Origin of the sequence: Leifsonia sp. NPDC014704, assembly GCF_043083605.1 — a bacterium.
Taxonomy (GTDB): domain Bacteria; phylum Actinomycetota; class Actinomycetes; order Actinomycetales; family Microbacteriaceae; genus Leifsonia.
The window spans coordinates 1-21,438 of record NZ_JBIBYW010000005.1 but is presented as its reverse complement, the minus strand read 5'-3'; the positions used below and the strand labels follow the sequence as shown (position 1 = coordinate 21,438).

Annotated in this window: 32 protein-coding genes; 27 read left to right on the top strand and 5 right to left on the bottom strand. The window is 68.5% G+C overall.

What is annotated here, in order from left to right; translation table 11 throughout:
* The first annotated feature begins 43 nt into the window (after positions 1 to 43).
* Positions 44 to 496: a hypothetical protein gene (locus tag ACF1AJ_RS20520; protein WP_391508883.1), complete on the top strand. Its 453-nt coding sequence runs from the start codon at positions 44 to 46 to the stop codon at positions 494 to 496.
* A 7-nt stretch (positions 497 to 503) separates the two neighbouring features.
* Here ACF1AJ_RS20520 and ACF1AJ_RS20515 read toward each other — a convergent pair whose 3' ends face one another.
* Positions 504 to 938 (bottom strand): hypothetical protein, encoded by a 435-nt coding sequence (locus tag ACF1AJ_RS20515; protein ID WP_391508882.1) that lies wholly within the window; start codon positions 936 to 938, stop codon positions 504 to 506.
* A gap of 294 nt (positions 939 to 1,232) precedes the next feature.
* On the opposite strand from ACF1AJ_RS20515, the gene ACF1AJ_RS20510 reads away from it, so the two are divergent.
* The 26 genes from ACF1AJ_RS20510 (at position 1,233) to ACF1AJ_RS20385 (ending at position 19,936) form a co-directional block, all read left to right on the top strand.
* Positions 1,233 to 1,433 carry a hypothetical protein gene (locus ACF1AJ_RS20510; protein WP_391508880.1) on the top strand — a complete coding sequence of 67 codons (201 nt, stop codon included), beginning with the start codon at positions 1,233 to 1,235 and terminating at the stop codon, positions 1,431 to 1,433.
* A gap of 5 nt (positions 1,434 to 1,438) precedes the next feature.
* Complete coding sequence (locus ACF1AJ_RS20505) at positions 1,439 to 1,711, top strand: HNH endonuclease (RefSeq protein ID WP_391508879.1); 273 nt, start codon at positions 1,439 to 1,441, stop codon at positions 1,709 to 1,711.
* Positions 1,712 to 1,839: 128 nt separating this feature from the next.
* A complete protein-coding gene (locus ACF1AJ_RS20500) occupies positions 1,840 to 2,199 on the top strand; it encodes a hypothetical protein (protein WP_391508878.1) in 360 nt (119 codons plus the stop codon).
* A 19-nt stretch (positions 2,200 to 2,218) separates the two neighbouring features.
* Positions 2,219 to 3,658, top strand: coding sequence for a hypothetical protein (locus tag ACF1AJ_RS20495; protein WP_391508877.1), 1,440 nt, complete (start codon positions 2,219 to 2,221; stop codon positions 3,656 to 3,658).
* Positions 3,658 to 5,097 carry a phage portal protein gene (locus ACF1AJ_RS20490; RefSeq protein ID WP_391508876.1) on the top strand — a complete coding sequence of 480 codons (1,440 nt, stop codon included), beginning with the start codon at positions 3,658 to 3,660 and terminating at the stop codon, positions 5,095 to 5,097. Before ACF1AJ_RS20495 ends, ACF1AJ_RS20490 begins: the two co-directional genes overlap by 1 nt.
* Positions 5,081 to 5,767 (top strand): hypothetical protein, encoded by a 687-nt coding sequence (locus ACF1AJ_RS20485; protein ID WP_391508875.1) that lies wholly within the window; start codon positions 5,081 to 5,083, stop codon positions 5,765 to 5,767. The genes ACF1AJ_RS20490 and ACF1AJ_RS20485 overlap by 17 nt, the downstream gene beginning before the upstream one ends.
* A gap of 80 nt (positions 5,768 to 5,847) precedes the next feature.
* Positions 5,848 to 6,450, top strand: a complete 603-nt coding sequence (locus ACF1AJ_RS20480) for a hypothetical protein (RefSeq protein WP_391508874.1) — start codon at positions 5,848 to 5,850, stop codon at positions 6,448 to 6,450.
* Positions 6,451 to 6,464: 14 nt separating this feature from the next.
* Positions 6,465 to 7,364, top strand: a complete 900-nt coding sequence (locus tag ACF1AJ_RS20475) for a major capsid protein (protein ID WP_391508873.1) — start codon at positions 6,465 to 6,467, stop codon at positions 7,362 to 7,364.
* Entirely contained in the window at positions 7,361 to 7,774 is a 414-nt protein-coding gene (locus ACF1AJ_RS20470; RefSeq protein ID WP_391508872.1) for a hypothetical protein, read from the top strand. The genes ACF1AJ_RS20475 and ACF1AJ_RS20470 overlap by 4 nt, the downstream gene beginning before the upstream one ends.
* 16 nt (positions 7,775 to 7,790) lie before the next feature.
* Positions 7,791 to 8,273 carry a hypothetical protein gene (locus ACF1AJ_RS20465; RefSeq protein WP_391508871.1) on the top strand — a complete coding sequence of 161 codons (483 nt, stop codon included), beginning with the start codon at positions 7,791 to 7,793 and terminating at the stop codon, positions 8,271 to 8,273.
* Positions 8,270 to 8,677 carry a DUF6093 family protein gene (locus ACF1AJ_RS20460; RefSeq protein WP_391508870.1) on the top strand — a complete coding sequence of 136 codons (408 nt, stop codon included), beginning with the start codon at positions 8,270 to 8,272 and terminating at the stop codon, positions 8,675 to 8,677. The genes ACF1AJ_RS20465 and ACF1AJ_RS20460 overlap by 4 nt, the downstream gene beginning before the upstream one ends.
* Positions 8,674 to 9,054, top strand: coding sequence for a hypothetical protein (locus tag ACF1AJ_RS20455; protein WP_391508868.1), 381 nt, complete (start codon positions 8,674 to 8,676; stop codon positions 9,052 to 9,054). Before ACF1AJ_RS20460 ends, ACF1AJ_RS20455 begins: the two co-directional genes overlap by 4 nt.
* On the top strand, positions 9,051 to 9,464 hold the full coding sequence (locus tag ACF1AJ_RS20450; protein ID WP_391508867.1) for a hypothetical protein: 414 nt from the start codon (positions 9,051 to 9,053) through the stop codon (positions 9,462 to 9,464). Before ACF1AJ_RS20455 ends, ACF1AJ_RS20450 begins: the two co-directional genes overlap by 4 nt.
* 12 nt (positions 9,465 to 9,476) lie before the next feature.
* A complete protein-coding gene (locus ACF1AJ_RS20445; protein ID WP_391508866.1) occupies positions 9,477 to 9,695 on the top strand; it encodes a hypothetical protein in 219 nt (72 codons plus the stop codon).
* Between the two features lie 81 nt (positions 9,696 to 9,776).
* On the top strand, positions 9,777 to 10,280 hold the full coding sequence (locus ACF1AJ_RS20440; protein WP_391508865.1) for a hypothetical protein: 504 nt from the start codon (positions 9,777 to 9,779) through the stop codon (positions 10,278 to 10,280).
* 85 nt (positions 10,281 to 10,365) lie between these two features.
* A complete protein-coding gene (locus ACF1AJ_RS20435) occupies positions 10,366 to 10,959 on the top strand; it encodes a hypothetical protein (RefSeq protein WP_391508864.1) in 594 nt (197 codons plus the stop codon).
* A 71-nt stretch (positions 10,960 to 11,030) separates the two neighbouring features.
* On the top strand, positions 11,031 to 11,321 hold the full coding sequence (locus tag ACF1AJ_RS20430) for a hypothetical protein (protein WP_391508863.1): 291 nt from the start codon (positions 11,031 to 11,033) through the stop codon (positions 11,319 to 11,321).
* Between the two features lie 45 nt (positions 11,322 to 11,366).
* Positions 11,367 to 14,231 (top strand): phage tail tape measure protein, encoded by a 2,865-nt coding sequence (locus ACF1AJ_RS20425; protein WP_391508862.1) that lies wholly within the window; start codon positions 11,367 to 11,369, stop codon positions 14,229 to 14,231.
* A complete protein-coding gene (locus ACF1AJ_RS20420; protein ID WP_391508861.1) occupies positions 14,231 to 15,073 on the top strand; it encodes a hypothetical protein in 843 nt (280 codons plus the stop codon). Before ACF1AJ_RS20425 ends, ACF1AJ_RS20420 begins: the two co-directional genes overlap by 1 nt.
* Positions 15,070 to 16,200, top strand: coding sequence for a hypothetical protein (locus tag ACF1AJ_RS20415; protein ID WP_391508860.1), 1,131 nt, complete (start codon positions 15,070 to 15,072; stop codon positions 16,198 to 16,200). Before ACF1AJ_RS20420 ends, ACF1AJ_RS20415 begins: the two co-directional genes overlap by 4 nt.
* The gene (locus tag ACF1AJ_RS20410) at positions 16,197 to 17,072 is read left to right on the top strand and encodes a hypothetical protein (protein ID WP_391508858.1); all 876 of its coding nucleotides are present in this window, start codon (positions 16,197 to 16,199) and stop codon (positions 17,070 to 17,072) included. Before ACF1AJ_RS20415 ends, ACF1AJ_RS20410 begins: the two co-directional genes overlap by 4 nt.
* Positions 17,073 to 17,081: 9 nt before the next feature.
* On the top strand, positions 17,082 to 17,705 hold the full coding sequence (locus tag ACF1AJ_RS20405; protein ID WP_391508856.1) for a hypothetical protein: 624 nt from the start codon (positions 17,082 to 17,084) through the stop codon (positions 17,703 to 17,705).
* A gap of 9 nt (positions 17,706 to 17,714) precedes the next feature.
* On the top strand, positions 17,715 to 18,545 hold the full coding sequence (locus ACF1AJ_RS20400; protein WP_391508855.1) for a D-alanyl-D-alanine carboxypeptidase family protein: 831 nt from the start codon (positions 17,715 to 17,717) through the stop codon (positions 18,543 to 18,545).
* A 31-nt stretch (positions 18,546 to 18,576) separates the two neighbouring features.
* Entirely contained in the window at positions 18,577 to 18,960 is a 384-nt protein-coding gene (locus tag ACF1AJ_RS20395; protein WP_391508854.1) for a hypothetical protein, read from the top strand.
* A complete protein-coding gene (locus ACF1AJ_RS20390) occupies positions 18,957 to 19,565 on the top strand; it encodes a hypothetical protein (RefSeq protein ID WP_391508853.1) in 609 nt (202 codons plus the stop codon). Before ACF1AJ_RS20395 ends, ACF1AJ_RS20390 begins: the two co-directional genes overlap by 4 nt.
* Entirely contained in the window at positions 19,562 to 19,936 is a 375-nt protein-coding gene (locus tag ACF1AJ_RS20385) for a hypothetical protein (protein ID WP_391508852.1), read from the top strand. The genes ACF1AJ_RS20390 and ACF1AJ_RS20385 overlap by 4 nt, the downstream gene beginning before the upstream one ends.
* Positions 19,937 to 20,022: 86 nt before the next feature.
* Here ACF1AJ_RS20385 and ACF1AJ_RS20380 read toward each other — a convergent pair whose 3' ends face one another.
* The 4 genes from ACF1AJ_RS20380 to ACF1AJ_RS20365 are packed head-to-tail and all read right to left on the bottom strand — an operon-like array spanning position 20,023 to position 21,265.
* Complete coding sequence (locus ACF1AJ_RS20380; RefSeq protein WP_391508851.1) at positions 20,023 to 20,577, bottom strand: hypothetical protein; 555 nt, start codon at positions 20,575 to 20,577, stop codon at positions 20,023 to 20,025.
* A complete protein-coding gene (locus ACF1AJ_RS20375) occupies positions 20,574 to 20,768 on the bottom strand; it encodes a type II toxin-antitoxin system HicA family toxin (protein WP_391508850.1) in 195 nt (64 codons plus the stop codon). The genes ACF1AJ_RS20380 and ACF1AJ_RS20375 overlap by 4 nt, the downstream gene beginning before the upstream one ends.
* Before the next feature lie 53 nt (positions 20,769 to 20,821).
* Positions 20,822 to 21,007, bottom strand: coding sequence for a hypothetical protein (locus ACF1AJ_RS20370; protein ID WP_391508849.1), 186 nt, complete (start codon positions 21,005 to 21,007; stop codon positions 20,822 to 20,824).
* Positions 21,008 to 21,040: 33 nt separating this feature from the next.
* Entirely contained in the window at positions 21,041 to 21,265 is a 225-nt protein-coding gene (locus tag ACF1AJ_RS20365) for a hypothetical protein (RefSeq protein WP_391508848.1), read from the bottom strand.
* Positions 21,266 to 21,438: the final 173 nt, after the last annotated feature.

Below are 21,438 nucleotides of genomic sequence, written 5' to 3'. Positions count from 1 at the left end.
AGGGCGAGTGCGTACCGTTTCCCGAGTCGCCCGAGGCTCGAGCATGACGATGGTGGCCCGGTCGCGCGTGGCGACGCGGGCGACCGGGATTCGCCGTCAGGTGTTCGTCCACGTATACGACGACCAGGCCGAGCTCGCCCGGGCGCATGCTGAAGCACGAGACCGCGCGTACGACCCGGACGACGACGTCGCCGGCGGCGTGGCCATCCAGCAGGGCTTCCAGTGGCCGCGCCCCGAGACGACACCCGTCGTCGCCATGCGTCTCTGGACGGGACAGCTGACGACCCGCACAATCGCCCACGAGGCAACGCATGCCGCGGCCGCGTTCTACTTCATGGATTGCGTCGCCGGATGGGACAGCCGAGCACGCGCGCACCTTATGGGCGACCACGAGCCCCTCGCCTACCTCATCGGCGACCTCGCTGCGGAGGTAACCGCGGAGCTCTATCGTCTCGGCCTACTTCCGAACCGACCACACGAGGAGGCGGCGGGATGATGGTGCGTTAGACGCGACGCCACCGCTTGCGCGGCTGAGGCGCGGCCACGATGGGATACTCCCGGGCATCCCCGACGACGTCGAGCGACGCACTACGGCGGCTCCCGTCCACCCAAGTCAGGTCCAAGGTGTCTCCGCGCTGCAGCTCGAAGCTGGCGGTCGTCCGCTCGTCGGCGTCGTCCACGAACGGGAACCACCGTTCGCCAGGGTGCGGGAGCACTGCCTCCCCGGCACGCCAGATGTGCCCCTCGACCGCATACGCCACGGAGCGCCGTGCCCGCCGGAGCGTCCACTGTTGATGCGCGTAGGTCAGTATGAAGTCCGGCCGCTCTCGGCTCGACCAGTCGCGGATCGCTTTCCATGCAAGCGACGCGGCCCACCCGATCAGGCCTGTGAAGAGGAACGCGACGACGGTGGCGCCGACCGTCTCCCAGAAGTTCATGGCGTGATACTACGGGCCGGACACGCCGAAACGTTGCCTGCTTGCATTAATTCTGCAAATGCCGCAAAGTGAGAGCATTGGATGGAGAACTCCACCCAGACGAACTTCGAGAGGCCCCGACCGAAAGGTACGGGGCCTCTCGCATTTCTTCCGCCTCGCCCGCCAGCCTCCACTTCAGGACGGCCGGGAGCCTCGCCCAGCACACTGGAGATTCGGGTCTCGTGTCGACGGCGACGGACCGGCTCAACGTTGACGCTCGGGGTTGAGGCGGAACTTACGAGCGGAGGTCGGACCGTGGCACTTTCACTCGGCCCGGACTTCGAGGCGCGCGTGCTCGAAGCGGCCGGCATCGACCCCACCTCGATAGACCCCGGGTCTGTGGAGATTACCCTGCTCAACCCCGCAGGCCCGACCACGGTGCGAGCCACGCTCGTTCTCGCTGTTGAGACCGCAGTGATCGAGCAGGCCATCCGCGACTCTATCGGCGCCGACTGACAAGCATGTCGAAGGCTCCGCGTAACACGGCTCAGCGGGACCGGGACCGGGACCGTATCCGCCGCACCGCCGCCGCGTGCGGCATTTGTGGAGAGCCCATCGACTATGCGCTCAAGTGGCCGGAGAAGCGGTGCTTCGTCGTGGACCACGTCGTGCCTCTCCACCGCGGCGGCCTCGACGTCATCGGCAACAAGCAGGCGGCACACAACGAGTGCAATAGCGCGAAGCGCGCGCGAATCGTCGCACCGATAGTGCGTCGATCAGGCTCACTTGCTTGATCGACTTGCCTCGTCGTCCCTCGGACGTTGAGGGGGTGGGGGAGGTCCCCCCACGGCGCAGTGCTCCGGACCTCCGGGGCCAGGCGGTTTCTCTCTCTATCGTTTTTTTCCACGCGAGGCGGTGAGCCATGGCCGAGCGAAAGACGCACCTGCACGCCGTCGAGACCGGCCCCAAGCCCGCTCCGCGCCGCCGGACGACAACTCGGAAGACGGCCGCGAAGGCTGCGACGCCGCCCGAACCGCCGAAGCCCAAGACGGTGACGCAGGCCGCTCGGACGGGCACGACGCGCGAGCTCCTCGAAGCGACCCGCGACCGCATCGCCCTCGCCGTCGAGAACCCGAACACGCCTCCCCGCGACCTCGCCGCGCTGACCAAGCGCCTCATGGAGACCGTCCGCGAGATCGAGGCGTACGACGCCCGCGAGTCTCAGGAGGCCGGATCGCATGCCGAAGTCGGCGACGCAGACTTCGACGCCTCGGCTATCTGAAGCTGCGCGGCATGTCGTGATGCCTCCGGGCATCGTGACGACCGCCTGGCCGCGCGTCGTCGCGAAGTGCGCCGAGATGGGCGTGACCTTCGACACCTGGCAGCACGGCCTCGGCTCCATCGCCCTCGGCAAGACAAAGGACGGGAAGTACGCCGCTACCGTCGGCGGCATCCTCCTCGCGATTCCCCGCCAGGTCGGCAAGACGTTCCTCGTCGGCATGATCGTCATCGCGCTGTGCGTCATCTTCCCCGGCATGACCGTCCTGTGGACGGCGCACCGGACACGTACCGCGACGAAGACCTTCCAATCGATGCAGGGCATGGTGAAGCGCAAGCGAATCCGCCCGCACCTCGCCGCCGGCCGCAACGACGGAATCCGAACAGCGAACGGCGAGCAGGAGATCCGGTTCAAGAACGGCTCCATCATCATGTTCGGCGCCCGCGAGCAGGGCTTCGGCCGTGGCTTCGACAAGGTCGACATCGAGGTGTTCGACGAGGCCCAAATCCTCGGCGAGAAGGCACTCGAAGACATGGTGCCGGCGACGAACCAGTCTCAGCACGAGGCCGGCGCGCTCCTGTTCTTCATGGGGACCCCGCCGCGGCCGTCGGACCCCGGCGAGTTCTTCACGAACCGCCGCGAGAAGGCGCTCTCCGGCAAGGCGAAGAACCTCGTCTACGTCGAGTTCTCCGCCGACTCCGACGCCGACCCAGACGACCGCGAACAGTGGGCGAAGGCGAACCCGTCCTTCCCCTCACGCACCTCCGTCGAGTCCATGGAGCGCATGCGCGAGCAGCTCGAGAACGACGCCTCATTCAAGCGCGAGGCGCTCGGCATCTGGGACGCCCTCGACACCCCGCAAGTCATCGACCCGAAGACATGGTCGGACGCCGCCGACGGCGCGTCTATGGCCGTCGAGCGTCTCACCCTCGCCATCGACGTCCCGCCCGACCGGAAGACGGCCACGGTGAGCCTCGCCGGCAAGCGCGCAGACGGCCTCTGGCACGTCGAGCTCGACGAGGAGCGCGAGGGCACCGACTGGGTAGTCCAGTGGGTGAAGGACCGAGCGGCGAAGAACAAGCTCTACGCGGTCGTCGCCGACGAGATGTGCGGCCTCGTCGAGACACGGCGCGACCGGCACTACCTCGTCGGAACGAAGATCCAGGTCACGCTCGCGGGCGCCGAAGGCCGGGACATGGCCATCGCGTGCGCGAAGTACCAGGACGGCATCCGTGACGGATCGGTCAAGCACGCGAACCAGCCCCAGGTGAACGTCGCCCTCTCGGTCGCGCGGAAGCGCCCGCTCGCGGGCGCGTGGGCGTGGAACCGCAAGGACGCCGAGTCGAACATCTCCCCAATTGTGAGCGAGACGCTCGCGCTGTGGGGCGCACAGAGCCCGAAGGTCAAGCGGCCGACGAGTAGCACAGACGGCAATCGAACGAGGACGGCGGTGGTTTTGTAATGGGCGAGACCATCCGAATCGGCGCGCTGACCGAGGACGAGCGGGTGACCCTCGGCTTCCTCCTCGACCAGCTCGAAAAGAAGAAGCGTCGCAACCTCCTCCGGTCGTCGTACTACGACGGACGCCGTGCCGTGAAGCAGATCGGCATGACCCTCCCGCCTCAGTATCGGAACATCGGCCTCGCGCTCGGGTGGGCGGCGAAGGGCGTGGACGGGCTCGCCCGCCGGTGCAACATCGACAAGTTCGTCTGGCCCAAGGGTGACCTCGACGCCCTCGGGATGCCCGAGCTCGAGGACTCGAACTTCCTCCAGTCCGAGCTCGCGCAGGCCCGGACTGATTCGCTCATTCACGGCGTCTCCTACCTCATCACGACGCGCGGTGTCGAGGAGGACGGCGAGCCGCCGGTGCTCGTGCACGCGAAGGACGGCCTCAACGCGACCGGAGAGTGGAACACGCGCAAGCGCGCGCTCGACTCCCTCCTCTCCGTCACCTCGCGCGAGGACAACCGCGTCACGGGCTTCGTGCTCTACCTCGACAACGAGACGATCAACGCCGACAAGGTCGACGGCCAGTGGACCGTCGACCGGTCGGAGCACACCTTCCACGTCCCGGCCGACCCGCTGGTGTACCGTCCGCGCGCCTCGCGTCGCATGGGCCGCTCACGCATCACTCGCGCTGTCATGTCGCACGTCGACTCCGCACTCCGTGAACTCCTCCGGCTCGAAGCGCACATGGACATCTACTCCATCCCGAAGCTCTTCCTCCTCGGGGCGGACGAGAGCATCTTCAAGAACCCGGACGGCTCCCTGAAGCCCGCGTGGCAAATGGTGTTCGGTCGAGCGTTCGGCATCCCCGACGCGGACCCCGAGGAGAGCGACAACACCCGCGCCGACGTCAAGCAGTTCGACGCACAGTCGCCGCAGCCGCACCTGGCCGACCTCAACGCGCTGGCGAAGCTCATGGCTCGCGAGACGGACCTCCCCGACTCTGACTTCGCCCTCACCGACATGGCGAATCCGACCTCCGGCGACTCCTACACCGCGTCCCGCGAGAACCTCATCGCCGAGGCGGAGGGCGCCACCGACGATTGGTCGGTCGGCATCCGGAAGACGGTGCACCGCGCCCTCGCCATGCAGAACGGCCTGACCGAGGTGCCGAAGGAGTGGCGGTCGATCGCGCCGAAGTGGCGTTCCCCGATCTACCTCTCCCGGGCGGCCGAGGCCGACGCCGGCGGCAAGCAGCTCGCCGCGGTCTCGTGGCTCGCCGAGACGGAGGTCGGACTCGAGCTCATCGGCCTCGACGAGCAACAGATCAGCCGCGCGCTCGCCCAGAAGGCGGCCGCGGAGCGCGCGGCGGCCGGCCGGGCGCTCGTGGCCAACCTCCGCCCGGCGGCGGCCCAGGCGGCGGCTCCGGCCCAGGCCGATGTCGTCGCCGGCTGAACAGCGCCGCGGGCTCCAGCTACTCACCGGGGCCGCGGTCGACACCGCCGGCACGCTCCTGGAGCGCGTCTCCGGGTCGCCGGAGGCGCGCCGAGCGGCCCTACTCGAGGGTGTGCCGGAGATCATCGGCTATTACACGGCTGGCACGGCCGCACTCGCCGCCGACTTCTACCAGGACCTCCGCGAGCGCGACGTGGTGCCCGACGGGTGGCAGGCCGAGCTCGTGGTCGCTGATCGGACGGTGAAGATCCGGCGGGCAGTGGCGTGGTCGGCGGCGCCGCTCTTCGACGGAAGCCAGGACCAGGCGGCTGTGCGCCTCGCCGAGGTTGTCCAGTTCGAGACGGCGAAGCCGTACCGAGACACGATCCTCGCCAATCGGAAGCGCGACCCGCTGTCCGTCGGGTGGAAGCGGGAGGCCTCGCCCACCGGTTGCCGGTTCTGTCGCTTCCTCGCCGCCCGCGGCGCCATCTACAAGCACGACACCGCCACATTCGCGGCACACCCGCATTGCACGTGCACCGCGGTCCCCGTCTTCCAGGGTGGCGAGCGCGGCCCGGAGGCATCGGTGGGTCAGTACGTGGCGAGCCGCCGGCGGCGGTCGGAGCGCGACCGCGAGTCCATCCGGGAGTGGCTCGACTACTTCGACGAGACGGGGAAGACGACCCTCTAGCTTCCCGCCCCACGTGGGCGGGTCCGTACGCGACGGCTTCGCGGTCATACGTCCGACGGGACAGAAACGGGAGAACACCGATGAGCACCCCCACCCTCTCAAGCGACACGTTCGCGCGAGGTCCGCAGTTCGCACCCAGCTACCACCGCCCCTGGTTCCGTTACGTCGTGACGCCTGACGGCGGCGACGGAGGAGACGGCGGCGACGGCGGCGACAAGGGCGGCGACGGCGACGAGGGTAAGACCTTCACCCAGGAGGACGTCAACAAGCTCGTGTCGAAGGCCCGTGCCGACGAGCGCCGGAAGGCGACCGAGCGGTTCGGCGACTACGACGAGGTCAAGGGCAAGGCGACCACGCTGGAGCAGCGCGTCTCCGAGCTCGAAACCACGCTCACCACGACCGCCGCGAACGCCCTTCGTGCGGAGATCGCCGCCGAGTACGGCATCTCCACGAAGAAGGGCGAGAACGGCGAGCCCTCCGACGCCGAGGTCATTCTCACCGGTGCCGACCAGGCCGCCATGACGGCGCAGGCGAAGCTCTTCGCCGGCGCCGCGGCCGACCGCAAGAAGCACGGCAACGTCGCGCCCAAGGAGGGCGGGACGAAGACCACCAGCACGAAGACCTCCCCGAAGGACGACGCGAAGCGTGAGTGGCTGCGCGACCTGACGGGGAACGACGCCTAGAGGAGGCACCGGCCATGGCCACCCTGAACACCAGCGACGTTCTCCTGCCCACGCAGATCGTGGACGGGATCGTCGAGAAGAGCAAGACCGGCTCGACCATCGCGGCCCTGTCGGGCTCCGAGCCCATGCGGTTCGGTGACGTCAACATCGTCACCTTCGACGACGACCTGACGGCCGAGTTCGTCGAGGAGGGCGGCGCGAAGTCCGCGGACGACGCGAAGCCCGGCTCCGTCGTCGCCCTGCCGCACAAGGCGGTCGTCAATTTCCGCACGAGCGACGAGTTCAAGGGCGCGGACGAGGACTACCAGCTCGGCATCCTCGACAAGTTCGAGGAGAAGTGCGCCCGTGCGCTCGCCCGAGGTCTCGACCTCGGCGCGTACTTCCGCATCAACCCGCGCACCGGCAACCCCATCAACACGTGGACCAACTACCTCAACGCGACCACCAACCGCGTCGAGGTGGGCGCGAATGCGGACCTGGACGTCGAGGCGGCCGCGGGTCTGGTCATCGGCGACGGCTACCAGCCGACCGGGATCGCGTTCGACCCGTCGTACGCGTGGAAGCTCGCCACCGCCCGCTACGCGGACGGTCGCAAGAAGTACCCCGAGCTCGGTCTCGGCGTCGACGTGACCTCGTTCGAGGGCCTGGCGGCGTCCGTGTCGAGCACCGTCTCGGGCAAGCCGAAGGACGGCGACGCGACCGACAACAAGGTCCGCGGCATCGTCGGCAACTTCCAGCAGGGCATCCGGTGGGGCGTCCAGCGGACCTTCCCGTTCCGCATGCTCGAGTTCGGCGACCCGGACAACACCGGTCGCGACCTGGCCGGCCACAACGAGGTCCTCTTCCGGGCGGAGGTCATCTTCGCCTGGTACGTCTTCGTCGACCAGTTCGCGGTGCTGGAGGACCTCGCATGAGCCCGCGTCTGCAGCACTCGCGCACCGGCGTCATCGTCAACGTCTCCGAGGAGCGGGCCGCCCGGCTCGACTCCGAATGGGGCCCGGTCGGCGCGAAGCCGACCGCGACCGCCCCGGTCAAGGGCACTCCGGCGCCGACCGGCTCAAGCGAAGCGCCCGACGCCTCGTGGAAGGTCGCGGACCTGAAGGCCTACGCGGACGAGCGCGGTATCGAGCTCGCGGGCGCCACCAGGAAGGACGACATCCTCGCGGCCATCGCGGCCGGGGAGAAGTCCGGAACGCCGGCCCCCGAGGGCACGGACGGCGCCACCGGCGCCACCGGCGCCCCGAGCGACGACAACGACGACGACGACGAGTCGGACGAGGACGAGGACAACTCGGACGACTCCGACGACGAGTCGAACTCCTGACGGGAAGGGGGCGGTCATGACCGTGGACATCGAGAAAATTGCGGTGGCTCTCGGGCAGACCGCCCCCGAACCCGACTCGCTGGTCGCGAAGCAGTGGGAGCTCTGGATTGACGACGCCGAGATGCTCATCGACGCACGCGTCGAGAAGCTCGGCGTCGAGACGCCCGACGAGGCGAAGATCGACTACGTCGTCCGCGAGGCGGTCGTCGCCCACATCAAGCGGCCCGACGACGCCACGCAGGTCACCGTGTCCGTCGACGACGGCTCCGCCTCGAAGACGTACCGGTCAGGCAAGGGGCGGGTCGCCATCCTCGACGAGTGGTGGACCTTCCTCGGCCTCACCGAGCCGTCCGGCGCGTTCTCCGTCGACATGGTCGGCCCCGTCGGCCTCGGCGTCCACGCGCCCTACTGCAACCTCATGTTCCCAGGCGGGACGACGTGCTCGTGCGGCGCCAACATCGCCGGCCGCCCCATATACGAGGGCGGCGAGGACTGGTGAACCTCGGCGAAGAGGTCCGCCGCGTCCTCCCCGAGCTTCAGGCCGCCGCCGAGTCCGCCATGGGCGACACGTGCGTCATCCGCAAGCAGACCGGACAGACGACGGCGCCCGGCGCGCTCGCGGCGACGCCCACCTTCGCCGAGGTCTACACCGGGCCGTGCAAGGTCCAATTCTCCGACATCCAGCCGGCTGAGAGCGAGTCGCCCGGCCAGGTCATCGCCACCCGGCAACTCGAGCTCCACCTCCCGGCCGGCACCACCGGCGTCACGACGTCGTGCGTCGCTGAGATCACGGCCGCCGGCCCCGAGAGCAACACCCGCGTCGGCGCGAAGCTCCGAGTGCTCCCCGCCAGCAGCAAGACGTACATGACCGCGCGCCGCTACCCCGTCGAGGAGGTCTCGTGAGCATCGTATCCGACGACCTGCGCGTGTTCTCGACCGATCTCGGTCGGACGGGCGTGCGCGTCACCCGCAACGTGCAGAAGGCCACCGAAGTCACCGCCCGGAAAATCAAGGACGACGCTCGGAAGAACGCGCGGAAGAGCGCCGGTCGACGTGCGCGTGGCTACGCGGCGAAGATCACCTACGACATGACCTACGGCCTCCGCGGGCCGGGCGCCGAGATCGGCCCCGAGACCTCCGGCCAGGGCGCCCTCGGCGTGCTCGAGGACGCACCGGGCCGCGTCCGGAGCGGCGCCCACCAGGACCTCGCCCGCGCCGCGAAGTCCAACGTGGCCGACTACGTCCGAGGCCTCGCAATGGCGGCGAGCGACCTGTGGTGAGCGTGCACGAGGCGTTCCTCGCCAAGCTCCGCTCGAACCCGCGGCTCGCGGACATCGTCTTCGACTCCGACGCGGATATGGACGACCAGCCGCGCCCGGTGCCGTTCGTCGTCGTGCTCCGCGACAACGGAGACCGCACCGACCCGACGCCCGACCAGCGGCTCGACTTCCGGCAGCGCGCTACCGATTACGAATTCCAGGTCCAGTGCGTCTCGAACTCGCCGACCGCGGCCGGGAACCTCGCGCTCGAAGTCACCGCGACCGTGCTGAACCAGCGACTCGCGGTCGACGGCGCGAGCACGTGGCCCGTGCGCCAGGTCGAGTCGAACCAGATCGAGCGTGACCGCACCGTCACGCCCAACCAGTGGTACTCGGACGACACCTACGCCGTCCGCACGACACCGAAGTAGGGAGAGCCCGCCATGGCCGAGAAGCCGTTCATCCGCGTGAAGGACAAGCGCACGCGCCACATGTACGACGTGCACGAGCAGGCCTTCGACCCGGAGATCCACGAAGAGCTCAAGCGCTTCCCGCGCTCCGCAACCGCCCGCGACGCGAAACCCGCGGTGCTGCGGGCCGCCAAGCCGCGAGCGCGCCGCGAGAAGCCCGCGGCTACGCCGCCCTCCGGCGACGACGCGTAGTCGCCCCAAGTCTCACCAGCACCGGCTGGTGTGGTCCGAATCAGTCAGTCCGTGGGGAACAGACGAAAGAAGGTAACCGCTATGGGCTCGCCCGCATCTGTGCCGGTGGATGGGAACACCAAGGTCTCGATCCTCTCGGCCGTCGCCGACCCCGCCGCCGTGACCGTCCCCGAGGCGGTCGCCGGCAAGGACATCTCCTGCTATCTCACCAGCGACGGGTGGGCGCCGGCCGGAGACCAGGGGTCGATCACCGACTCCCGCCTCTGCTCGACTCAGGACTTCGAGCAGCCCGGCCGCAAGACCGGCGTCGGCCTCACCGTCCGCTACGTCTTCAACCTCGACGAGCCCACCGACGACGAGGCCCGCCTCGCGCTCGCGGAGGGAACCAAGGGCTACGCCATCAAGCGCACCCAGAAGCCGAACGAGGACGCCTTCGAGACCGGTGACTGGTACGAGCTCTGGCCGTTCACCGCCGGCGAGCAGAAGGTGCTCCCGCCGGAGGCGAACGCCGTGGACCGCATCGAGCAGAAGCTCTTCATCACCGGCCCCGTCCAGCGCTTCAAGCAGCTCGTCGCCGGCGCCTAATACCCCTGCGGCCCGCCGCGTGCCCCCACGGGCGGCGGGCCGCAGGTCACCTTTTCACCGTGGGGCAATTCCGTGGGAGGAAACCATGTCGACCCTTTCCGAGAAGCTCAGCGCCCGGAAGTTCCCGCAGCGCGACGTCACCATCTGCCTCAACGGCGAGCTCTCGCTCCGCCGCGACGAGGCCATGGCCGAGATGGTCCGCGCGCTCCAGGCTGAGAAGGAAGGCCGCGCCACCGACGCGCGCCTCGGCCAGAGCCCGTCGGCCGCCGCGCAGCGCAAGGTGGACGAAATCGAGAAGGAGATGCGTGACGAGTCCGTCACCCTCCGCTTCACCGGCGTTCCGTTCGGCGAGTACAACAAGTTCATCATCCAGAACCCACCGCGCAAGGGCAACCAGATCGACCTCGCGAGCGGCTTCAACACCCAGGCATTCTTCATGTTCGTCGCGCGCCGCACCGGTGTCCACGTGGACGAGCAGGGCCGCGAGAACGAGGTCACCGAGGCCGAGTGGGACGCCATCGAGCTCGCGCTCACCGACGGCGACCACGACCGCATCGCCGAGGCCATCATCACCGTGAACCGCCGCGAGGGGCAGCGTGGCGTGGATTTTTTGTCACCCGTCTCCGAGAGGACCCCCGACTTCTCCGAGACGTCCGAGTCGCCCGCGACTGGGGAGTAGCACCCCGCCGCCTCTGGGGGTGGGAGCCGAAGTCGACGACAGTTCACGAATACGACGCCGACGGGCGGCTCGTGCGGTCGATCACCGAGCGCGAGTCCGAATGGGACGACGAGTCCTACGAGCTCGCGGCCGCGCTCCTCACGCACGAAGCCGACATCCATACGTGCGGGCACCCGCTGTCCGAGTCCTCGAGCTTCGACGCGAACCCGGACAACCGCGACGGGATGTACCGCTACGAGGCGGATGACCCCGTGCGGTGCTTCGCGTGCGACGCCGCCAACGCGAAGCAGTCACAGCCGGAGTACTCCGGCGAGAACTTCAGCCCCGCCCGCGTGTGGCGCACCCGCCGCGTCGAGCGGTAGCCGGAGCCGCAGCAGAACAACTCAACAGCAGGGAGGCCGCCGCCGATGGACCGCGTCATCAAGGTAACCCTCCTCGCTGAGGTGAGCGGCTTCGCCGCCAAGTTCGCCCAGGCGAAGAAGGCCTCCGACGAGCTCGGCACCTCGTTCAAGGACCAGTCCGACACCATCGGCAAGGGACTCCTCGCCATCGGTGTCGCGGCGGGCGCCGGCGTCGGACTCGCGGTCGCGAAGTTCGCCGAGTTTGACCAGGCAATGTCGTACGTGCAGGCGGCCACGCACGAGACGACGTCGAACATGCAGCTCCTCCGGGACGCTGCACTCGAAGCCGGCGCCCGCACGGTCTACTCCGCCACCGAGGCGGCGAACGCCATCGAGGAGCTCGCGAAGGCGGGCGTCTCCACCAAGGACATCCTCGCGGGCGGCCTGGACGGGGCGCTCAACCTCGCCGCAGCCGGCGGTCTCGACGTGGCCGACGCGGCACAGATCGCCGCAACGGCTGTCACCCAGTTCGGTCTCGCGGGGAAGGACGTGCCGCACGTCGCCGACCTCCTCGCGGCGGGCGCCGGGAAGGCTCAGGGCTCCGTCCAGGACCTCTCCATGGCGCTCAACCAGGGCGGCCTCGTCGCGAAGCAGACCGGCCTCAGCATCGACGAGACCACCGGCACGCTCGCCGCGTTCGCGTCTGCCGGCCTCCTCGGCTCGGACGCCGGTACGTCGCTGAAGACGATGCTCCAGCGGCTCACGCCTCAGTCCGACCAGGCGCGTCAGATGATGCAGGACCTGGGGATCAGCGCGTACGACGCGGCCGGCAACTTCGTCGGCATGTCTCGGTTCGCCGGCATCCTGCATACCGCGCTGAAGGACCTCACCCCGGAGGCGCGCAACAGCGCCCTCTCCGTCATCTTCGGCTCCGACGCCGTCCGCGCGGCGTCTGTCGTGTACGACCAGGGTGCACAGGGCATCGGCAAGTGGGTCGCCGCGGTCGACGACCAGGGCTACGCCGCCGAGACCGCACGCCTCCGCCTGAACAACCTCTCCGGCGACCTCGAACAGCTCGGCGGCGCCTTCGACACGCTCTTCATCAAGGCCGGGTCCGCCGCCGACGGCCCGCTCCGCGCCGGCGTGCAGATGGTCACCGACTTCGTCTCCGCTCTCGCGAGCGCCCCGCCCTTCGTTCAGCAGACCGCGCTCGCGGTGGGCGCGCTCGTGGCGGTCGTAGGTCTCGCGGGTGGGGCATTCTTCCTCGCGGTGCCGAAGATCGTGGAGTTCAACGCGGCCCTCGACGTGCTCGCCAAGTCGAACATCCCCGGCGTTGCGGGTGCGGTCGGCACGCTACAGACGACCGCAGGCCGCGCCGGCTCCGCGCTCGGGAAGGTCGCGAGCTTCCTCTCGGGGCCCTGGGGCGTGGCCCTCGCGGGCGCCGTCGTCGGCGTCGACATCCTCTCGAAGTACCTCGACTCGCTGAAGGCGTCGGGGGAGGAGATCACGAACAGCCTGAAGACCGCCACGAGCGCGCAGCAGGTGTTCGCGACGGCGTCCAAGGGGTACGACGTGAGCTTCCCGCTCGTCGACCTGAAGAAGCAGTTCGGCGACCTCGACAACATCCTCGACCAGAGCGCGGAACAGTGGCGGAACGTGTGGTCGCGGTTCAGTGGGAGCGAGTACTTCGGGGCGTTCGACGCGCTTCGGAAGATCGGCACTCAGCTCGGCACCCTCGCGAAGGACGACCTCCCGTCCGCGCAGGAGGCGTTCCGCACGCTCGCCGCCGACACCGACGGGAGCCACCAGCAGCTCTGGCGCCTTCTGTCGACCATGCCGGACTACAAGCAGGCACTCGTCGACCAGGCGAACGAGATGGGTATCAATGTCTCGACGTCGAACGAGCTCACGAACCAAAACCGCCTGCTCTCCCTCGCCCAGGGTGACACCGCACAGACCGCGCACGACACCTCCACGTCTCTCGGCGATATCGGGGCGGCGGCGAAGGACAGTTCCGGGAAGATCGGCGACCTCGCCGAGGCCATCTCGAACTTCAACAAGCCGGCGGTTGACGCGACCCAGGCGCAAATCGCGTTCGAGCAGGCGGCCGCCGACGTCGTCTCCACCCTCCAGGACCAGAAGGACGCTTACGAGAAGGCCCACGACACCCTCGACGGGTTCAACGCGAGCCTCGACCTCAGCACGCAAGAGGGTCGCGACAACATGTCGAACCTGATCGACGCAGCCGGCGCGCTGAACGATTGGACCGCGAAGCAGCTCGCCGCCTCGGGGAGCGTCGCACAGTCGAACGACATTCTGGCGTCCGGCCGCCAGCGCCTCGCTGATCTCGGCAGCCAGTTCGGGCTCTCGGGCCAGGCGCTCGACGACTTCGTCAACAAGTACGCCGCCTCGCCCAAGGACCTCCGGTACTCCGCAACGATCTCCGGCATCGACGCGATGCGCGACTCGCTCAACAACGTCTATCAGACGTACAACGGCAAGCGCATCACCTACTACATCGACGGGACCTTCTCGACCACTGACGGCCGCTTCAAGGGCAACGCCGACGGCGGCGCGATCTACGGACCCGGCGGCCCGCGGGACGACATGGTCATTCGCCGCCTCTCGAACGGCGAGCACGTCCTCGACGCCGCCGACGTCCAGGCAATGGGCGGACAGGCGGCCGTCTACCGGTTCCGTGAAGCCCTCCACTCCGGCGCTGGGCTCTACGCGTCCGCAAGCGCGCCCGTCGCGCCGACGTTCGCCTCGGCCGCGCCGGCGGCCGGGACCGAGGCGGGCGCCCTGTTCAACGTCGTCGTCCAGTCGAAGGGCGGAGTCGACCTCCTCCAATACGTGGACGTTCGCGTCGAGCGCGCCTCGCAACAGCGGAAGACGTCGCTCTCGACCGGGCAGCAGAAGGGGACGAACTAATGCCGTACGCGCCGACGCTGACCGTATCCGCGGACATGAACCCCTGTCCGCGCGTGCTCGTCACCTTCACCGCGCTCGCCGCGGGGACGCAGACGATCAACGTGACGCGGGTGGTCGGCGGGCGCTCGCAGAAGGTGAACGGCGGAGTTGCGCTATTCGCGCTCGGCGGTGCCGCGGTCATGGACTACGCGCCCGCAGTGGGCGTGCCGTCGTCGTACCGGGCGGACATGTTCGACGCGGCGGGTAACCCTCTCGGCTCGACGGACGCCGCGCAGGTCACTGTGCCGGCGTCCGTCGTCCCGGACGCCTCGTACGGCATCATTACCCAGCCGCTGAAGCCGACGCTCGCCGTCGCGGCCCCGCTCGACGCGCTCACCGCGGACGAAATCATCTACGGCCTCCCGGGGGACGTCCGCTATCCAGAGGGGGCGGCCGTCGGAACCCGCATTGGCTCGCGTCGGCACGGCATCGAGGGCATGAAGCTCGTGGTGAAGTGTCAGAACTACGCCGACGCGGCGGAGTTCCGGTCGATGTTCGGCGACTACGAGACGTCCCAGTTCCCCGCGATTCTGTGCGTCCGGACGCTCGAGCCCGTTCCGATCCCTCGGGTCCTCTATGCGTCCGTCCGCGAGCTCCGCGAATCGACCGACTACATCAACCAGCAGACCACCTTCAACCTCGTCGTGGACGAGGTTGCGCCGCCGTCGCCGGGCCTCATCATCCCGATTCTGCGGCGCATGGACCTCGACGCCGCATTCCCGACCCGCGCGGCCCGCTCCGCCGCGTACAGCAGCCGTCTGGCACGCGACACCGACTTCTCGAAGGCGGGGCTCGCCGGATGAGGTTCGGATCTCCGGCGCTCAAGGGCGCCCTCACCGGGTCCTTCGACTGGCGCTGGGTCGCCGATATCGTCTTCAACGGCGCCCGCGTCATGCAGGACGTCCCCGTCACCGCGCCGAACTTTCGCGACTCCGGGTCCTCGCTCGTGCAGAGCACCGGCGAGTGCACCATCCTCTATCAGGACGACTTCGCTCGGTCTATCGCGCCCTCCCAGATCGGCGACCTCCTCGCGCCATTTGGCACCCAGGTCGCCGTGTCCGTCATCGTGTCCGTCGGCGACGCGTTCCAGGAGCGAGTTGCCATGGGGAAGTACCTCATCGCCGACACCCCCTCGATCAGGACGAACCGCTACCGGTTCAACGGCGTCACTGTGAGCGCCGGAGACAGCATCGACCTCACACTCAAGGACCTTTTCCTCGGGGTTCAGCAGGACCGGTTCGACACCCCGGGCTCGGCGCCGGACCTGACGAGCGTGTGGAGGGAGTACCAGCGGCTCACCGGTCTCCCGGTCACGCGGACGGTCCCGGACGCCCCCATCCCGGCGACGGTCGCCTACCAGGAGGACAAGCTGCAGGCCTGCTACGACCTCGCAACGGTACTCGACGCCGTCGCCTACCTCACCCCCGACGGGACCGCCGCCATGCGTCCGAACGTGTGGCCGGCACCGGTGGACACCATCAACTCGAAGGACATCGACCCGGACGGCGGCACGCTCGTCGACGTCGTGCCGACCCTCTCGAACGAAGACGTCTACAACGCCGTCGTCGTCCGTGGCAAGGCCGCCGACGGGTCGCAGATCGTCCTGGCCGGCCGCGAGCTCACGGAGGGCCCGCTCCGGGCCAAGAACCCGGACGGCTCCATGAGCCCGTTCCGGCGGAAGCCGTACTACTACTCCTCCGACTACATCACCACGTCAGCACAGGCGGCGGCGTATGCGACGCAACAGCTTCCACGTGTGTCGCGGCTCCGCTCGCTGACTTACGAGGTCGAGGAGATTTTCAATCCGCTGCGCGAGGTCGGTGACGTCGTGAAGGTCAACCGTCTCGGCCAATCCTTCACAGCCCGGGTGACCGACATCGCCCGAAGCGGTGGAGCGACGCAAAAGCTTTCGGTGGTGGTGAACCCATGAGCGACGAGTCCGAGGTCCTCCTCAAGCTCATCGGCGCGAAGTCCCGCGTGCGAGTGCTGCAAGGCACCTTCGTCGCCGCGGCCGCGTCCGGCTACACCGTCGATGTCGGCGGCGGCCGCATCCCGGCCGACCTCGGAACGGCTTACCTCCCCGAGGTCAACGAAATCGTCTGGGTGTGGGCCATCGACGACAAGTACTTCGTCATGGGACCCGTAACCCCGAAGCCCGACCGCGGAACCGTCGTGAGCGTCGCCTCCGGCATCGCCACCCTGACCACCGCCCTCGGCACCGTTACCGCGCCCTACTCCGGCTCGACCCCGTCGGCGGGCCAGGTGATGAAGCTCGCCTGGCATGGCGGCCCCTTCGCGTCACTCATGTCCACCTCGCCACCACCGCCCGCACCGCCCGCTCCGCCCGCCCCAGCGACCACCACGCACGTAGACGACTTCTACGCCATCGACGCGGGCTCCTACCGCGCCGGAAGCGGATGGTGGACGCCGCAAGTCCGCGCCGGCGACACCAACTTCGGGGCCTGGTTCTACGGCACGAAGATCGCCGACACCATTCCCGCCACGGCCCAAATCAAGCGGGTGCTCCTCTACCTGTCCCCGGCGAGCATCGGCGGCGCGAACCCGAACTACGCCCTCCACCCGCACCCCTCCAAGCCCGGCGGGGCGCCCGCGCTCACGACGTTCACCAGCGGCCTCCCCGCGACCACCGGTGACCTCGACCTCCCAACATCCGTCGGTGACGCGCTGAAGGCCGGCGGAGGGTCCGCCGGAGTCGGCATCAACCACGGCGGTAACAGCATCTTCAACTCGCTCGCCGCGGACGGTCTCTCCGGCCGCATCCGCATTACCAGCGTCTACTAGGAGGCCCACATGGCACGCGACAACTCCGGCCTGAAGAACGAACCTGAGTACCTCGGCACTGGTGTCCCCGCCGACGCGGCGGATCTCACCGAGCTCGGCAAGTATGCCGCGTTCACCGGGAACAGGAAGGTCGGCCCCGCGGTCGGTACCGCGACCGGTCCCGGTGGGAGCAACACCGGCCGGACCACGTCTACCGGGAAGGACGTCTGGGAGGGCCTCGAGTGGGAGGACACCACCGACGGCTTCACGTACAAGTACCGCGGCGGAAGTTGGGTGCGAATCTTCGACGACACCGGCTGGATTCTCGTCGGGTCGGGTGGGACGGCGCCCGCATTCCAGAGCAACTGGGTCAACTTCGGAGGCTCGTACCAGCTTGCGCGATTCCGCCGGCTCAACGGAATCGTCTATGTGCAGGGAGCTATCAAGGGTGGACAGACATCCGGGACGTTCCCCATCTTCACGCTCCCCGCTGGCTTCCGGCCTGCGGCGGTCGTGTCGTCGCCCGCCGTCGCAATCAGCTCCGGCTCGGTGACGTCGGTAGACATCTACCCCGACGGCGGCATTCGTCCTGGCGGCGTGCTCAGCGCGACCCTACAGTCCATCGTCCTCGCGCCGTTCCCCGCCGATCAGTAGGAGTATCCGATGATCAACCTGCAGTGGGGCACGCAAAAGAACGGACAGATAGACAGGCTCCTCCTCGTCGACGTGTCTGGCCGTGGCGACTACCTCGAGCCGACCGCGGCCGCACAATTCAAGCGGATGCAAGCCGCCATTCGGCGAGACGTCGGATTCGACCTCCAGCCCGCTCCGGGCTCCTCCGCATACCGGCCCGCTTCCATCCAGATCGACTTTTTCACGGAGCGCTACACGAAGGTCGCATACAACACCGGCCTCTGGTGGAACGGCTCCTACTGGACTAAGAAGCCCGGCGTCGCGGTCGCGGCGATCCCCGAGACGTCCAACCACGGCTGGGCCCGCGCCGTCGACCTCAACATCTCGCAGCTCGACAAGAAGGCGTGGGCGTGGATGCTCGCTCACGCCGCCGAGTACGGATTCAGCTGGGCGACAGGCAAGGCCTCCGGCGAGGACTGGCACTGGGAATGCCTCACCCCACCCGGAACAGCCGTCGCCGGGCTCAACGCAACCCCTCTACCCAAACCGCAAATGCAGGAGGATGTAATGTCCATCATCCAGGTCGTCGACGTGAAGCCCAACCCGGTCTATATCGTCGCTCCGGAGTTCATCGCGCACATCCCCAACCCGGCCGCGCTCGCGGTGGCCAAGGCGAACCTGGCCACCTTCGACGGCGTCCACAACGTCACGACCACGGAGTTCAACGCCCAGCTCGACATGCTGCGCATCCCGGTGAACCAGGCGTATCACTTCGGCGGACACCCGGTCGGATACTCCTGGTCGCGCGAGAGTGACAACGCCGCGCAGCTCGCAGCCATCGCCAAGAAGCTCGGCATCTGACCTTCCCCCTCGAACCCTGAGAGGGGGACTCGTGGCCGAAGAGCCCAGCCTGTTCCAGATGATCCGCGAGGACATCGCGGCATTCCGTCGGGAGACGAACGACCGGCTGGACCGGCTCGTTTCGCAAGACGCGTTCGAGGCCGAACGTCGGCGCCGGGATGAGCAGCACGCCGCGCTCGTCCAGGACATCGCCGACGAGCGCGCTGCTCGTGTCGCCGACATCGAGCGCGAGCGCGCGGCGCGCGTCGTCGCGGTGAAGGAAGAGCGTGACATGCGCGAGAAGGTCGAGGAGGAGCTTCGAGCGAAGAACGCCGTCGTCGGACTGTGGGTCCGGTGGGGGCTGGGCTTCGTCGTCGGTCTCCCCGCAGCCGCGCTCGCCCTGTGGGCGCTGCTGCAGAGAGGAGTCGGCGGATGATTCGTCGCTCGTGGAAATGGGTGTGGCCGGTCTTCCTGGTCCTGATCGCGACCGTCTCAATCGGCCTCGCGTTCTCGGTCCAGCAGGGCCGAATCGACACCGGGGCGAAACGGTACGACTCGCTGAGCGCGAAGTACGACCGTCTCTTCACCCAGTACTCGCGGCTCTACGGCGACTGCGCGGAGGCGTCCAGCTGTGAGCCGTCCGCTCCACCGCCCGCCTTGATACCGGGACCAGTCGGCTCGGCCGGCCCTGTGGGCGCTGCCGGCCCGACCGGCGAGACGGGAGCGAAGGGCGACAAGGGCGACATCGGCGTGCCGGGACAGACCGGCCCGACCGGCGAGCCCGGCGCCGACGGATCTCCCGGCGCTGACGGAGCCCCCGGAGCCGACGGCGCCGACGGAGCGCCCGGACCGCAGGGCCAGCCGGGCCCCGCCGGCGCGACGGGCGCCCAGGGCCCGCCGGGCACGGACGGACAGCCCCCGCTCTCATGGACCTACACCGACGCGCTCGGCATCCCCTACACGTGCACCCGCACCGAACCCTTCGACCCCTCGGCGCCGACCTACGCCTGCGCCCCGACTCCGAATGGAGGCTCACAGTGAGCAAGCACCTCGCCGTACCCGACATCGTCAACAAGGGACAGCGCGTCCTCCGAACCATCGTGCAGGTCGGCATCCCCGCCTTCCTCGCCTTCGCGCTCGTGCTCCCGAAGATCATCGAGGCGCTCGGTCTTCCCGTCGACTCCCAGGTCTACATCGCCCTGGTCGCGTTCGCCGGCGCGGTCACGGCCACCGCCGGAGCAATCGCCCGCGTCATGGCCATCCCGGCGGTCGACCAGTGGCTCACGAGCATCGGCCTCGGCTCCGTCCCCAAGGCGCAGGCACAGACCACGCCCGCCGCAGTGACGCCCGCAGACCCCGACCAGCCCGCCGCCGGGACGCCACCCTCGGCCGCCGAAAGCACCGCCGACTGACAGGCACCCGCGGCGAGCACCGCCGCCGCCATGCACAAGAGCCCCGGCCCACCCGCGAAGGGTGGGCCGGGGCTCTCTCGTCGTCGCTACGAGGGGCGGACGCGGTGTCGGTCGACGATGTCCTGCGGCGCCGGCGTGCGGTCGAGTGGCTCGAGGATGACGTGCCGCTGGGGCTCGCCGAGGTCGCCGATGCCGCCGAGGAGAGCGTCCATCGAGGAAAGTACGCGGATCTCGTTGAGGTTTATTTCTCGGGGCGTCGGAGCGGAGAGGATTTGCTGGGCCCGCTGGTGCGAGACTCCGAGGACGGTTCCGACGTCGCGGACGGTGAGTCCTTCGTCGGAAAGGCGCTTAGCCAGTTGCGAGGAAATGTGCGAGGCAGCTTCGTTGAGGAGCATGGCCGCCTCGCGGAAATCGCGCACGGTGTCCAGCGCCTGGTGGAGTTCGACGACGCCGCCGATGCGGTCGAAGGTGACGACGACGTCGACCTCCTCGAGGGGGATGTCTTCTGTGACGGCGATGTACTCGCGCGCCATTTCGGGCACCTCGGAGAGGCGGCGAGCCTGGGTGAGTCCGTCGAGCTCGGGGATGGCCACCATCCACCACTTACCCTCGCGGGTCACAGTGACGTCGTAGGTTTTCACTTCTGGGCCTCCGCAATCTTCTCGTCGATCTTCCGAACCACTCCGGCCGAGATGGTCTTGTGTCCGTCCGGCACGGTCACCTGGACGCTGCCGTTCTTCCAGACGCTGTGGCTGCCCTTCGTGCGGACCCGCTCGAAGCCCGCGTCCCGGAGCCGCTTCACGACCTTCTGGGTGGATTCTTCCTTCGCCATGATTCTAGTCTAGTGCGACTAGACAAAACAAGTCAAGCGGGACTAGACAAAAACTAGGCCTCGTGTCGCGGTGCCGTGTCGTCCCTCGGATCTCTGGGACCGACCACCTTGCCGTCTTCGTACTCAAGCAGCCACGGTGGTTCCATCCCGGCTTCGCGATAGGCCTTCACGACCCAGTCGTCCTCGGTGGTCGGGTACTGACCCTTGAAGCCATCGGCGTTGCCACGGGTGTTGCTCACGCGGTGAGTGTAGGCCGGGCCGCCGACAGTGCGCTATGCCCGGCTGCGGCGGCCGCGGAGGACGATTCCGACGACGAGCGCCACGGCGCCGACGATGGCGACCGTGAGTGCGAGCGCGGGGAGCGCAAGAGCGCCCTGGGTGAGGAAGTATCCGAGGTACCAGACGATGCCGACGACGGCGAGGGCGAGGCCGACCCAGACGAGGACGCGGCCGATCTGCGCCGCTGTGGAGCGGGGCGCGGGGTGTTCAAGAGCCATGTCGCGAGTGTACCGAGCTGTCTCCTTCGGGCCAATGGCTGTCGGGAATGGCTAATGGCTGTCGGGTTGGCTATACCTGCCCCGATTCGGGGTGGCCTCCATGGGGCGTCTCGGCCAACAGTTTCTAAGGGTGGGCCCGGTGGGGCTCGAACCCACGACCCGCGGATTAAAAG

What these genes read in the sequence shown, in the direction of transcription:
- ACF1AJ_RS20515 (WP_391508882.1), bottom strand. Translation starts at nt 938, where the DNA reads ATGAACTTCTGGGAGACGGTCGGCGCCACCGTCGTCGCGTTCCTCTTC.
- ACF1AJ_RS20520 (WP_391508883.1), top strand. Translation starts at nt 44, where the DNA reads ATGACGATGGTGGCCCGGTCGCGCGTGGCGACGCGGGCGACCGGGATT.
- ACF1AJ_RS20470 (WP_391508872.1), top strand. Translation starts at nt 7,361, where the DNA reads ATGAGCCCGCGTCTGCAGCACTCGCGCACCGGCGTCATCGTCAACGTC.
- ACF1AJ_RS20365 (WP_391508848.1), bottom strand. Translation starts at nt 21,265, where the DNA reads ATGGCTCTTGAACACCCCGCGCCCCGCTCCACAGCGGCGCAGATCGGC.
- ACF1AJ_RS20415 (WP_391508860.1), top strand. Translation starts at nt 15,070, where the DNA reads ATGAGGTTCGGATCTCCGGCGCTCAAGGGCGCCCTCACCGGGTCCTTC.
- ACF1AJ_RS20425 (WP_391508862.1), top strand. Translation starts at nt 11,367, where the DNA reads ATGGACCGCGTCATCAAGGTAACCCTCCTCGCTGAGGTGAGCGGCTTC.
- ACF1AJ_RS20490 (WP_391508876.1), top strand. Translation starts at nt 3,658, where the DNA reads ATGGGCGAGACCATCCGAATCGGCGCGCTGACCGAGGACGAGCGGGTG.
- ACF1AJ_RS20405 (WP_391508856.1), top strand. Translation starts at nt 17,082, where the DNA reads ATGGCACGCGACAACTCCGGCCTGAAGAACGAACCTGAGTACCTCGGC.
- ACF1AJ_RS20465 (WP_391508871.1), top strand. Translation starts at nt 7,791, where the DNA reads ATGACCGTGGACATCGAGAAAATTGCGGTGGCTCTCGGGCAGACCGCC.
- ACF1AJ_RS20475 (WP_391508873.1), top strand. Translation starts at nt 6,465, where the DNA reads ATGGCCACCCTGAACACCAGCGACGTTCTCCTGCCCACGCAGATCGTG.
- ACF1AJ_RS20440 (WP_391508865.1), top strand. Translation starts at nt 9,777, where the DNA reads ATGGGCTCGCCCGCATCTGTGCCGGTGGATGGGAACACCAAGGTCTCG.
- ACF1AJ_RS20390 (WP_391508853.1), top strand. Translation starts at nt 18,957, where the DNA reads ATGATTCGTCGCTCGTGGAAATGGGTGTGGCCGGTCTTCCTGGTCCTG.
- ACF1AJ_RS20400 (WP_391508855.1), top strand. Translation starts at nt 17,715, where the DNA reads ATGATCAACCTGCAGTGGGGCACGCAAAAGAACGGACAGATAGACAGG.
- ACF1AJ_RS20435 (WP_391508864.1), top strand. Translation starts at nt 10,366, where the DNA reads ATGTCGACCCTTTCCGAGAAGCTCAGCGCCCGGAAGTTCCCGCAGCGC.
- ACF1AJ_RS20410 (WP_391508858.1), top strand. Translation starts at nt 16,197, where the DNA reads ATGAGCGACGAGTCCGAGGTCCTCCTCAAGCTCATCGGCGCGAAGTCC.
- ACF1AJ_RS20445 (WP_391508866.1), top strand. Translation starts at nt 9,477, where the DNA reads ATGGCCGAGAAGCCGTTCATCCGCGTGAAGGACAAGCGCACGCGCCAC.
- ACF1AJ_RS20420 (WP_391508861.1), top strand. Translation starts at nt 14,231, where the DNA reads ATGCCGTACGCGCCGACGCTGACCGTATCCGCGGACATGAACCCCTGT.
- ACF1AJ_RS20375 (WP_391508850.1), bottom strand. Translation starts at nt 20,768, where the DNA reads ATGGCGAAGGAAGAATCCACCCAGAAGGTCGTGAAGCGGCTCCGGGAC.
- ACF1AJ_RS20505 (WP_391508879.1), top strand. Translation starts at nt 1,439, where the DNA reads ATGTCGAAGGCTCCGCGTAACACGGCTCAGCGGGACCGGGACCGGGAC.
- ACF1AJ_RS20495 (WP_391508877.1), top strand. Translation starts at nt 2,219, where the DNA reads ATGCCTCCGGGCATCGTGACGACCGCCTGGCCGCGCGTCGTCGCGAAG.
- ACF1AJ_RS20480 (WP_391508874.1), top strand. Translation starts at nt 5,848, where the DNA reads ATGAGCACCCCCACCCTCTCAAGCGACACGTTCGCGCGAGGTCCGCAG.
- ACF1AJ_RS20485 (WP_391508875.1), top strand. Translation starts at nt 5,081, where the DNA reads ATGTCGTCGCCGGCTGAACAGCGCCGCGGGCTCCAGCTACTCACCGGG.
- ACF1AJ_RS20500 (WP_391508878.1), top strand. Translation starts at nt 1,840, where the DNA reads ATGGCCGAGCGAAAGACGCACCTGCACGCCGTCGAGACCGGCCCCAAG.